Annotated in this window: 12 protein-coding genes; 5 read left to right on the forward strand and 7 right to left on the reverse strand. The window is 69.2% G+C overall.

Annotation, left to right across the window (positions count from 1 at the left end):
- Nucleotides 1-227: 227 nt before the first annotated feature.
- Both ACFRU2_RS04205 and ACFRU2_RS04210 read right to left on the reverse strand, forming a co-directional pair.
- Nucleotides 228-767 (reverse strand): hypothetical protein, encoded by a 540-nt coding sequence (locus ACFRU2_RS04205; protein WP_382967347.1) that lies wholly within the window; start codon nucleotides 765-767, stop codon nucleotides 228-230.
- A gap of 155 nt (nucleotides 768-922) precedes the next feature.
- A complete protein-coding gene (locus ACFRU2_RS04210; RefSeq protein WP_382967349.1) occupies nucleotides 923-2,377 on the reverse strand; it encodes an MFS transporter in 1,455 nt (484 codons plus the stop codon).
- Nucleotides 2,378-2,551: 174 nt separating this feature from the next.
- Here ACFRU2_RS04210 and ACFRU2_RS04215 point away from each other — a divergent pair, with 174 nt between their 5' ends.
- The 3 genes from ACFRU2_RS04215 (at nucleotide 2,552) to ACFRU2_RS04225 (ending at nucleotide 4,019) form a co-directional block, all read left to right on the forward strand.
- Nucleotides 2,552-3,208, forward strand: a complete 657-nt coding sequence (locus ACFRU2_RS04215) for a TetR/AcrR family transcriptional regulator (RefSeq protein ID WP_382967840.1) — start codon at nucleotides 2,552-2,554, stop codon at nucleotides 3,206-3,208.
- 108 nt (nucleotides 3,209-3,316) lie between these two features.
- Nucleotides 3,317-3,625, forward strand: a complete 309-nt coding sequence (locus tag ACFRU2_RS04220; protein ID WP_382967351.1) for a hypothetical protein — start codon at nucleotides 3,317-3,319, stop codon at nucleotides 3,623-3,625.
- A gap of 205 nt (nucleotides 3,626-3,830) precedes the next feature.
- On the forward strand, nucleotides 3,831-4,019 hold the full coding sequence (locus tag ACFRU2_RS04225) for a hypothetical protein (RefSeq protein ID WP_382967352.1): 189 nt from the start codon (nucleotides 3,831-3,833) through the stop codon (nucleotides 4,017-4,019).
- 530 nt (nucleotides 4,020-4,549) lie between these two features.
- Here the strand turns inward: ACFRU2_RS04225 and ACFRU2_RS04230 are convergent.
- From ACFRU2_RS04230 to ACFRU2_RS04245, 4 genes are all read right to left on the reverse strand, one after another.
- A complete protein-coding gene (locus tag ACFRU2_RS04230; protein WP_382967354.1) occupies nucleotides 4,550-5,389 on the reverse strand; it encodes a dienelactone hydrolase family protein in 840 nt (279 codons plus the stop codon).
- Nucleotides 5,390-5,618: 229 nt separating this feature from the next.
- A complete protein-coding gene (locus ACFRU2_RS04235) occupies nucleotides 5,619-7,250 on the reverse strand; it encodes a hypothetical protein (protein WP_382967356.1) in 1,632 nt (543 codons plus the stop codon).
- 348 nt (nucleotides 7,251-7,598) lie between these two features.
- Nucleotides 7,599-8,228 carry a class I SAM-dependent methyltransferase gene (locus ACFRU2_RS04240; protein WP_382967358.1) on the reverse strand — a complete coding sequence of 210 codons (630 nt, stop codon included), beginning with the start codon at nucleotides 8,226-8,228 and terminating at the stop codon, nucleotides 7,599-7,601.
- Between the two features lie 164 nt (nucleotides 8,229-8,392).
- Nucleotides 8,393-8,584 (reverse strand): hypothetical protein, encoded by a 192-nt coding sequence (locus ACFRU2_RS04245; RefSeq protein ID WP_382967360.1) that lies wholly within the window; start codon nucleotides 8,582-8,584, stop codon nucleotides 8,393-8,395.
- Nucleotides 8,585-8,841: 257 nt separating this feature from the next.
- Between ACFRU2_RS04245 and ACFRU2_RS04250 the strand changes: the two genes are divergently transcribed.
- The gene (locus ACFRU2_RS04250) at nucleotides 8,842-9,258 is read left to right on the forward strand and encodes a nuclear transport factor 2 family protein (RefSeq protein WP_382967362.1); all 417 of its coding nucleotides are present in this window, start codon (nucleotides 8,842-8,844) and stop codon (nucleotides 9,256-9,258) included.
- 93 nt (nucleotides 9,259-9,351) lie between these two features.
- Here ACFRU2_RS04250 and ACFRU2_RS04255 read toward each other — a convergent pair whose 3' ends face one another.
- Entirely contained in the window at nucleotides 9,352-10,119 is a 768-nt protein-coding gene (locus ACFRU2_RS04255; RefSeq protein ID WP_382967363.1) for an NPP1 family protein, read from the reverse strand.
- Between the two features lie 628 nt (nucleotides 10,120-10,747).
- On the opposite strand from ACFRU2_RS04255, the gene ACFRU2_RS04260 reads away from it, so the two are divergent.
- Nucleotides 10,748-11,011, forward strand: a complete 264-nt coding sequence (locus tag ACFRU2_RS04260) for a hypothetical protein (protein WP_382967365.1) — start codon at nucleotides 10,748-10,750, stop codon at nucleotides 11,009-11,011.
- Nucleotides 11,012-11,116 lie beyond the last annotated feature (105 nt).

Genomic DNA, 11,116 nt, shown 5'->3' on the forward strand with positions numbered 1-11,116 from the left:
CTGTCGGGGGAAAAACCGTGCACCAAAAGTGAACTGGGGAGAAAACGGGTGTGGTGGGGGGGGGGTTTTTCGGTTTTCACCCGACCCTGGGGGGGGGGTCCCCCCCCCCCCCCCCCCACGTCGGGCCTACGCGCTAGCGGGCGCGTGGGGTGATCCATGAAGCGGGGTCGGAGACTCCTGGGAAGTCGCGGCGCGGGAGGTACCCCTGGGCGTTGGGGCTCAGGGGGTCAGTTGGCCGTTGGTGTCTGAGCGGTGCCTCCGTACGAGGCGGTCAGGGCTTTGGCGACGGCGGTTGCATCCGCGTCGGCTATGTCTGCCGGGTATTCGGGCAGGAGGTCGTCCCAGACGGGCAGCCACGACCCGTACAGCTGGCTCTGTCCTTCGGGTCGGGCGAAGAACCACACGTGCAAGTGTGCGGATCCGTCGCCGATCCGGTAGACGTGGGCTCGGGAGATGTGCGGCAGTGCCTGCACGTGGCGGACGACGTGAGTGGTGAGCACGCCCAGCTCGGCGGCGAGTTCGTCGGGCAGATCGGCCATGTCGTAGTGGTCGCGCGGGTAGAGCATCAGCACCAGTGGCACACCGACGCCTGGTATGCGGGCCAGTCGCCAGCGGTCGTTGATCCAGATGCCTTCGTCGCGGGAGCGGCACTCATCGCAGTCCGCCGGGTCTTCGCCGTGTCGCGGCGGCTCGGGCACCACGGGCGGTCGGAGCGCGGACACGCGCAGCCCATCGGCCTCGAAGGGGCTGATGTTCCATCCCGTCATTCTGGACAGCGGAAGCCGAAGCTCATCATCCGCAGCCGCACGTGCGTGGTCGTAGAACTCATCGGGTCGCAAAGCCATGATCGCAAGACTAGCTGCGCCTTCCAGGCGACTGGCGGCCCACCGCAGGCAGCCCGAGGAGAACGCCAGAGGGGTCCTCAGTGTTCCTCGGTGGTGCGGGAGTTGGTGAGGGCGAGGGCTCCACCGGCGGAGATGAGTCCGACGACGATCGCGAGGAGGCCGTAGGCGATCCGTTCGCCGTGGAAGAAGGAGGCGATGAGCTCGTCGCTCCAGGTGCCGGCGGGCAGCTGGGTGGTGACGAGGACGGCGATGAGGGTGCCCACGAGGGCGGTACCGAGGCTGGAGCCGACCTCCTGGGCTGTGTCGTTCAGGGCGGCGCCCAGGGAGGTGCGGTTGGCGGGCATCGCGTCGACGAGGGCGACCGCGCAGATCGTCATGACGGTGCGCAGGCCGATGGTCATGAGGACCATGCAGGCCGCGATGGCCGCGTAGCCGTGCCCGACGCCCCAGGAGAGGCCGGCGAGCGCGCCGGCCATGCAGGCGGCGCCGACCAGACAGGCGATGCGGTGGCCGAAGCGGTGCGCGAGCCACTCGGAGAGGGGGGTCGTGGCGAGCATGGTGACGATGATCGGCAGGTTGGCGAGGCCGGCGCGCATCGGGCTCCAGCCGTAGGCGTACTGGAAGTGCAGGATGAGGCCGAACATCACGCTCGCCATGGCGACGGAGGTGCCGATCTGCGCGATGGCTGCGCCCCGGACGGTGCCCCGGGAGAAGAGGCTCAGGTCGAGCATGGGGGCGGCGGTGCGGCGTTCGTGCCGGACGAAGGCGATCGCGGAGGCCACCGCGCCGGCGATCGAGGCGAGGGTGATCGCAGAGGCCCAGCCGTGCTCGACGCCGCTGGTCAGGGTGTAGCAGGCGAGCCCGATGGCGGCGATGCTCAGGGCGGCGCCCGGCAGGTCGAGGGAGTCGCGGGTGAGGTCCTCGGGGCGGTCGGCCGGGACGCCGAGCCGGACGCCCATGCAGGCGATCAACGCGATGGGCGCGTTGACGATCAGCAGCCACTGCCATCCGAGGTGGGCGAGTACGGTGCCGCCCAGCAGGGGCCCCAGGACGAAGCCGGACATGCCGACGACGATCATCACCGTCATGGCGCGCATCCGCAGGGCCTGGTCGTCGAAGAGGCGGAAGACCAGGGAGTTCGTGATCGGCGCCATGGCGGCCGCGGCGATGCCGAGGGCGGCCCGCAGGACGATGAGTTCCCCCGTGGTCGTGACCAGGACCACCGCCAGGCTCAGGGAGCCGAAGACGGCCAGCCCGACGAGCAGCACACGGCGGCGGCCGAGCCGGTCGGCCATCGATCCGGCGGTGAGGAGCAGGCCGCCGAAGGTGAGGGAGTAGGCGCCGGTGACCCATTGCAGTGCGGTCGTGCCGCCGCCGAGATCGCGGCCGATGGTGGGGAGCGCGATCGACAGCAGCGTGTTGTCGACCATCTCGACGAAGAAGGCCAGGCAGAGGGCGGCCATGGGTATCCACGCCGACCGTAGGGAGGGATAGGTGCGCGGGACGGGAGTGTGCGTCGTGGTGGTGGTCATGGCGACCCCTTCCGATAGAACGCAGTACGAGTATCGAACGCCGAACGAATATCGAACGGTGTTCCATGCGCTAAGGTAGAACAACGTTCGATACGATGCAAGCGAGAAGGGGAGTCCGTCATGGCACGTCCACAGAACGGCACCGGCAAGGCTCGTCGCCGGGCATCGCACTCCATGGAGTCGGTGCTGGCCGAGGCGGTGGCCCTGCTCGACGAGGCCGGGGCGCCGGCCCTCACGTTCCGGGCGCTCGCCCAGCGCCTCGGCGGCGGCGTCGCGAGCATCTACTGGTACGTGGAGAACAAGGACGAACTCCTCGACCTCGCCACCGACCACGTGATCGGCACGATCCTGACCGAGGTGGAGAAGCTCCCCGGCACCGAGGACCCCGTCGACGACCTCCGCGCGATGGCCCTCACCCTCTTCGACGCCATCGTCGACCGCCCCTGGCTCGGCGCGTACTTCATGCGCAACACCGACGTCCAGAGCAACACCCTGCGCCTGTACGAACTGCTGGGCAGGCAGACCCTGCGCCTGAACCTCACCGCCCGCCAGCGCTTCCACGCCGTGTCCGCCATCACCGGAGTCGTCGTCGGCTCCGCGGTCGACCTCGGACAGGAGCCGCCCCGGGAAGTCCTCGACGGAGAGGTGAACCGCGACGACTACCTCGGCCGCTTCGCCCAGACCTGGCGGGAACTGGATCCGGCGGAGTTCCCCTTCGTCCACGAGATCGTCGACGAGTTCGACGGCCACCAGGACATCGACCAGTTCCGCGCCGCACTCGACCTCACCCTGGCAGGCCTCCGCCTCCAGTCCACGGCACGGACCGACTGAACCGGGGAGCGATCCCGGGGTGACGGCCGGCCCGTTTCCCCCCAACGGCTGGTGTGATGTCTCGGACCGTCGTCTGGCGCTGTCAGTGGCGCCTTCTACCCTCTTCCTATGTCGGTCAACATCGATCTCGCCTTCACCGTTTCCGGTGTCACGGGTGAGCCGCAGGCCTGGGAGATTGTCCGTGCTCTGGAGGAGCTGCTGCGTGAGGAGTCCCTCATCCTCCAGGTGTCTCTGGGAGTGGCGGTGGACGACGACGGCGCGTTCTTCGTGTCCGGCGAATCCGACTTCCCGCTCGGAATCAGCCGCTTCTATCTGTGGCGCCCGCATTTTGAAGGGCTCTTCGCGGCGACCGTCGCAGAGGTGGCTGCCGGTGCGAGCGCGAAGGTCGAGTGGGGCTACCCCGACGAGGAGTACTGACTGGGCCGGCCAGCCATACGAAGGGCTGCCCTGTTCTGCAGACAACGTAAGGGACCTTGAGTGATCCGCTGACGAGCAAGGGCTTGCCTCGGCAGGGGGGTGCCGACGACCGGCTTCGGTCCCATGTTTCGAAATACCCTGGGCGTCAGCAGGCTTGACGCTGACCGCCTAGTGCAGTGCCATGAATACGGATGGGGGGTGCGGGATGAGCAACGAGGATAGCGACAGCGAGAATCCGGACGCCGATCGCCCTTGGGGTCCGAGTCGTCCAGGTTTCGAAGACCATTTCTGGCTGGTGCTGCTCGCGCTGATCGTGGTGGTGCTCTTCGTGGTCGGTCTCATGGGCGCAGACGCCGGAGGAGGGCACGTCGACGGGTACACCGGCTGGCACTGAACGGGTCGCGCGAGCTCACCGCCTTCGCCTGTCAATGGCATGGCGGTGCTCAAGCCCAACCACCCGGACAACCAGACGATCGCATCGCGGGTCCGGGCGGTGGGCATCCCTGTGCCCGATGTGGTCCGGGCAATGAACGCTCGTGAGGCCGCGCGAACCGGGGACCAGGCCGCGCCACGCCTTCGTCTCGGAGGGACTGGGACGGTGGAGTGGATGGAGTGAGCCGGCATCCACCGCCTTGCTGGGCAGTTGGGCAGATCCGCTCTACCGCGACGGCCAGCTTTCCCCCGGCGCGGTGGACCAGTTCTTGGCCGAGGCCAAGGCCATCAACGGGCAGCTCAAGCCGATCTGGCTCCGCCAGGTCAACCGGGAGCGCGTGCGACTGCTCGATGCCCCGCTCGGCGTCCCCACTCGCCGCATTCGCAACCGAGGGCGGGTGTCTTCGGCCCATGGCGCTGGTGGACCGTCCGAGGAAGTGGTCCCGCATCGGGCCGAACCGGAAGAACGCCGGGATCAGACCACCGTAGGCATCACCTGCAGGTTCCATTTTGGCCGAGATCTCGAATCCGTCGATCAGCTCGGTGAGTGGTGCTCCGTCGATGTGAGGGACCACCGAGCGGGCCGCCGTCGCCTCGGGGATGGCAGTCCTCCGTCAAGGGCAGGCACTCGGTGAGCAGGTTGACGACGTCGCGCCAGGCTCGCTGTGCGTGCTGTGGGTGGTAGCCGGTGCCGGGGACCGTGGGGTGGTCGACCGGTGGGTGGTGGAAGGCGTGCAAGGCGCCGCCGTAGACCGTGAGGCGCCAGTCGACGCCCGCGGCCTGCATCTCGGCGGTGAACGCGGTCCGTTGCGCGGGCGGCATGATCGGGTCTTGCGACCCGACCCCGGCCCACACCGGGCAGCGAATGCGCGCTGCCTCGCCCGGCCGGCCCGTGGTGGTTGCGTTCACTGTTCCGATCGCGCGCAGGTTGACGCCGTCGCGCCCGAGTTCCAGTCCGATGGCGCCCCCGGTGCCGTAGCCGATGGCGGCGATCCGGTCGGGGTCGGTCCGCGGTTCGGCGCGCAGCACGTCGAGCGCCGCATGGCCGATGCCCCGCATCCGGTCAGGGTCGGCGAGCAGCGGCAGGCAACGAGCCAGCATCTCCTCGGGGTTGCCCAAATAGCGCCCGCCGTGAAGGTCGAAGGCCAGCGCTACATATCCCAGCTCGGCGAGAGCATCCGCCCGGCAGCGTTCGACGTCGCTGAGCCCCATGCCCTCGGGTCCGAGCAGCACCGCGGGCCGGCGGTCGACACCGGCCGGGAGCGCGAGGTGCCCGATCATCGTCAAACCGTCGGCCGGGTACTCGACCGTACGCGTCGCTATCGTTGTCATGAGATGGGACCGTAGTGATCGTCGAGCCCGGTCCGGCCGCAGTTCTGCCGCTGGCAGAACAGCGCGGGTGTCCCCTTGATCGGTACTCTGCTGGACCCCGCGAGCGCCTCGGGCTGTTCCGCTGTATGGACCGCGTGATCGTTTTGGACAGCCCGGTGGCCGGACGAGATCCGGTCCGCCTCCCAGGTTGACGTCCCGGACGCCGCAGCGCTCGGTCGTGGCGTGCGGACTACGGAGCGTCCAACTGGGCCTTGCTGTGGGCGTAGAGAACGCGCTCGCACACGAGGCCCAGGCACGGCGCCGACTTGCCGTCGTCGATGGCGTCCGCGTTCACCGCAGGACCATAGTGCTCGGAGACCGACCACAGGCGCTGCGCGCCGCGTTCGTAGTAGAGGTCCTCGGCGCCCGTGGCGGTCTTGATGGCGCTGCCGTTGGAGACGAGCACGCCGTTGCTCCACTTGTACCGCCACAGGTTGCCGGGGTCGTTGTGACCGGCGCTCTGGTTGACGTACAGGGCGTCGCCGATCGCCAGGGCGCCCTGGGCGCCGCCGTTGGCCATCGGCAGGTAGTTGGCCCAGCCCTGGGCCGGTACCTCACCGGAACGCTTCTCCAGGTCCTTGACGGGGAAGGAGGCGATGCGGCCGGGGGAGGGGTACCCGCTCTCCGGACGGCAGTACTCGCCCATGATCAGCCGGTCCGGGGTCTTGGTGCGGTCCAGCGACACGTAGGACGCCTTCGGAGCGCCGGTGCTGACGCACTTGAACGATCCCGCGGGATTGGTCTGGTCGGCCTTGAACTTCCATGCCGCCACCTGCGGCATCACGTAGCGGTAGCCGAAGCTGTACCAGACGTTGTTCTGGCGTCCGATCTTCGTCTTGTCCTGGACGTTCGACGTGGTCTTCACCCCGTCGGTGTCCGCGCCCATCTCGTCACCGGCCTTGCCGTCCCCGTTGGGATCCAGGTCCATGATCTTCTCCATGTCGAAGACCCGGATGCCGTTGCGGGTGTCGGCGACGTAGAGGTAGTGGCCGTACCAGACCATGCCGCCGGCGTGCAGACCGTTCTGCATGTCCACGTTCGGGTCCGGCTTGGTCGAGCCTTCGGCGGAGTGCACCCCGTCGAAGGAGATGTGGTGGGAGTTGTTCTCGTACGCCCAACCCAGCAGTACGTGACGGTACTTCACCGTGCCATCGGCCCGGCGCTGCACGAAGGAGACGCGCACGCCCTTCTGGTTGCAGGCGTCGTTGGCCTCCAACTCGTCGGGGTTGCAGTCGCCGACGTCGTTCCCGTTGCTGTCGCGGCCCGGGTCCCAGTTGTCGTAGGATGCGTAGAGCTGGATGTTCGTGTCGTTGGCGGCGCCGTACTTCTCGTCGGCCGCGGCGTCGGAGACGCCGGTCATGGCCTGCGGGATCCACTCGCGCGAGGTCGAGTCGTCGTTCTCCAGACACCACTTGAGGGCCGGATCGGGTGCGGTCCCGAACGGATCCCGGCTGCACGACGTCGTGTTCACGGTGCGGTTGGCATCGGCGAGGAGCTTCGAGACGCCCGACTTGGGCAGTACCGCGTCAAGGCGTGCGACGCGGTCGGCTGTCGTCCCGTTCATCGCGCCGGCCTGCAGGGTGAAGTCCGCAGGGTCGGCCTTGCCGCCCGGACTGGTCCATGCCAGGGTCCCCAGGGGTGCGGCGGCGCCGGCCGCCGTCTGCGGATCCTGGCGCCACGATTCGGGCAGTGGCGCAGGGGTTTCCTCGGCGTGGACGGGGGCCGACAGGCCGGTCAGGGCCAGCGTGACTGCGGTGGTGGCCGTCAGCCACGCCCGGCGTATTCGTTGGGGGGACGTGCGCCGGGACATGCGTGAGGACATGCGTGTTGCCTCCGATGGTGCTGTTGCGGCAGCTGAGTCCGACGAAGGCTGTCAGGGCACTCGGAGGGAAAGCAAGGGTGATCGGTGGGTCAACCACATACACCCGCGCGAGATGGGGGCCGTTGTCCCGGAACCTCCGGTTCCGGGATGAGGCTCTAGGTCAAGCGGGGCCCAGCCACGCGCCGTTGGCCGTCCACGAAGCAGCTGCAGCCGTCGCGACCGAAGGCGCCGATGCAGGTTTCCTGAGACGAGGGCCACCGAGCCACCGACGTAGAGCTGCGCCAAAACCCTTCCGCGAACCGCTGCTCCGACGCGCTGGAGCCCGGCGGAGCAGCGGTTCACGGAAGGTCAGGCGGGCCGTGTCGCGTAGCAGAAGAAGTGCTCCTCGGGCCCCGCGAGGGGGTCTGCGGGTACGAAGGACGAGGTGTGGTGGTGGAGCACTTCGAGGCCGGCCGCCGTCAGCTGCCGCAGGTGCTGCTCCGCGGACAGGCTGCTGACGGTCACCGGATGGCCCATCCACTCGATCTCCAGCGCCCGGATGTCTCCCGGGACCGTGGCCAGCACGAGGTACCCGCCCGGGGCGACCCAGGACGCCATCCGGTCGAGGGCCGCCGCGATGTCCGACTGGTCCATGACCAGGAGCGGGAAGAAGGAGCACACGGCGTCGAAGCCGACCGCCTGCGGGACGTACGTGCGCACGTCGGCCTGCTCGAAACGCGCCCCTGGAACCCGGGCACGGGCCGTCTCGACCATGGCCGCCGAAACGTCGATCCCGGTCACGGCGTGCCCGGCCCGGACGAGAGCCTCCGCCGTGGGCCTGCCGGTGCCGCTGCCCACGTCCAGTACCCGGGCTCCGGCGGGCAGCCGCCCCACGAGCCAGTCCAGGGCTTCCACCTGCTCGGGCACGGAACCGAACAGGTCGTCGTAGTGCGCACCCAGCGCGTCGAACACCTCCGCCGCGCTCTTGCGTCGGGTCATATCGCCTCCTCGTCACGGCTGTTGCCACGCTACCGGCGGACCCGACCCTGCACCCCCTGCTCTTTCCCTTTGCGGTCGCCCGCCGTTCGGCCATCGGGTCGTCTCGGAGTTCGTCGCGCATCCCGGGTCGGCTTTGAGGACCACTGCCCGATTTTGAGGTGGTGTCAGCGGGCGTGGCGGTGGATTCCCCGCTGGCCGGGAAGGCTGCTCGGCCGCGGCGTGGCCGTACGTCGATGCGTGGCCCGGCGGCGTCGGCCGGGGAAGGGGTTGCGCCGGGCGGGTGCGCTGGGGGCCAGGGCCAGCAGGCCGACGAGAGCGGCGACCGCGACGAGGATGAGAGCGGTGATGAGGGTCAAGGTCCTGCCTTTCGTCGGGTTCGGACTGCCTTTCGTTACTTCTTGTTACCGAAATGCCCGCCTGTAAACACGTGCGGTGACATCCGGTGTGACGGAGGCAGGACGCCGTGTGGGGCCTGCTGGGCCTGGATGACCGGCCCGGGCCGTGTCTTCGCCGCGTACTCGAGCCTGGACTCGGCAGAATGGGACGTCCGCCACGGTCTTGCCTCCGTGGCGTTGGAAGCCGTTGACAGGCTGGTCACCCAGGGAGAGATCCGATGGCAGACGTACGCGCCGACCGTGTCCGGCTCTTCGGCTTCCTCCAGGACTCGGGCACCCAGCCGAAGTTCTGGGAGCGCGTCTCCGACGACGTGGACTGGACGGTCCAGGGGACCCATCCCCTGGCGGGCCGCTACCACGGCAAGCAGGAGTTCCTCGACGCGACGTTCCGGCGCCTGGCGGGAGTCCTGAAGGGCGGGGCCGAGCTGAAGGTCGAGCAGGTACACGTCGACGGTGACATCACGGTCGCCGAGCTGTACTCGACGTCGACCACGAACGAGGGTGCCCCGTTCGCCAACCGCTACTGCTGGGTGTGCCGCTTCGACGGCGACACCATCGTGGAGGTGCGGGCCTACTTGGACTCGGCCATGGTGGCCTACACCGTCCTGCGCAACGAAGCAGGGCAGGCGCAGTAGACGTAGCCCGCCTCGGTGCTCGCCTGGCCGGGCCGGCGAGCGCCGAAGTAGGGGCGACAGGGGCGGAAAAGGGGCCGCGGGGACCGAAGGGCGTCAGGCGTTCGGGTCGAAGGGGATCCCGGCCGGTTTGGCCTCCGCCAGGTGGGAAGCGAAGGAGTCGTCGCGCAGGCCGAAGTGCGCGCTGCCGAAGTCGGCCTGGCCGAGCTTGTCCCGGAGGTTCGCGGGATAGCCGTCCCAGCCGACGAGCGTGGGGAACTGCCAGGCCCCGCGGTGGTTCTCCGGGGGTTCGTCGTTCGTGTTCGCCGCCCGGAAGCAGTGGGTGCCGATGCCGTCCTTGTGGTAAACGATCTTCGGGTGGGTGCCGTCCCAGCGGATCTGGTCACGTGCGTGGACGACGAAGTCGCCGTGCGCCGACGTCGACACGTACTTCGCCTCGCCGCCCTGGCTCCAGACCACGACGTGCTCCCAGTCGTGGCGGTGGCCGCCGAGGCTGATGCCGGGGATGGCCTGGTCCTTCTCGAAGTAGAGCGCGTACACGACCGCGCACCAGCCGTTGTTGCACTTGGCGCGGGAGTAGCCGTTGGTGTTGGCGAGGTCCGAGGCGTCCCGGCAGTTTCCGTCGAGTGCGCCGGTCGGCTTCAGTCCGCCGTTCAGCTCGCCGTTCGAGCCGATGGCGGGCGTCGGGTAGCAGCCGTCCGTGTCGTAGTCGTAGGCCGGCTGGAACGATGATTCCAGAGCGGAGGCGTTGCCGGGCAGGCCCGGGGGCGGAGCCGCGAAGGCGGCCTGGGGGACGGCGACGACCAGGGCGAGAGCGGCTGCGACGACGACGGCCGATTGCCGGATGCGATGACTCGTCCGCATACGAGGTCTCCTGAGTGGGCGTGGGGGAAGTGCGGACCGGCGGGACATGACGGTGTGCGCCCGCAGCATCATTGGCCAGTTGGGGCGAGGCGGCAAGGGGATGACGGTGCCGTTCAGTTGCCTACGCGTGTCATCAACTCGCTTGTTTGCCAAGCAAGTTGACTTTCCACTTGGTCTGGTGGCGCATGCGGGTGCGGAGTCGGTGGCCGGCGTGGTGGCCGGCCCCCTCCCCGCGCCCGCAGCTCGGCTCGGCGTCCCGGCCCTCATCGCGGGGACGTTGGCCAGGCTCAGTCATCGGGGCATCGAGTCACGGAGTCATCGAGCCGTCGTCGGCCGACGCCCGGCGCGGCTCGTACGTGACGGCGCATGGACGCGAGGGCGGTCGCTGTGCGCTCAGGACGCCGGGGGCCGGATGCGGCCCTCCACCTGTTCCGGGGGCCGACCGGCCCCTTAGCTCAGACCCCACCGCGTTCGTCCGGGTGGGGGACCGATGGGAGGACGCGGGCAGGGCGTGCCCCGGGGTCTTCTGTAGGTGTCAGTGCAGCACTGACGAAGAGCCCCCACCCCCGGAGTCCGCCGCACCACCGTGCGGAACCCACGGACCGCGTCGTCTTGGAGGACCTGAACCATGCGCATCACCCGTACGCTCGCCACTGCCGGCCTGACCCTCGCAGCCCTCGGCATCGCCGGCGGCTCCACGATCGCCTCGGCGGCCCCCCACACCCCCTCCGGCATGACCACCGCATCGACGCAGTCGCAAAGCGGCGACAAGCCAGGCAAGCCCGAGATCCGGTCGGTGGCGGTTCAGGAGGGCCCCAAGAAGGTCGCTGCCGCCGGCAACGGCCGGTCCCTGGCCTTCGCGCAGGACGGCCGGGACAACTTCCACCCGTAGCGGCGGCGCGAGCCGCACACAGTGCGGCGGGGGGGGGCGGGGGGGGGGGAGGGGGGAGACGGGAGGGGGGAGGGGGTGCGTTGTTTCCAGTTACATGAGTGTCGT

The sequence above is a fragment of the Streptomyces sp. NPDC056883 genome, assembly GCF_042788835.1.
GTDB lineage: Bacteria > Actinomycetota > Actinomycetes > Streptomycetales > Streptomycetaceae > Streptomyces > Streptomyces stoeckheimensis.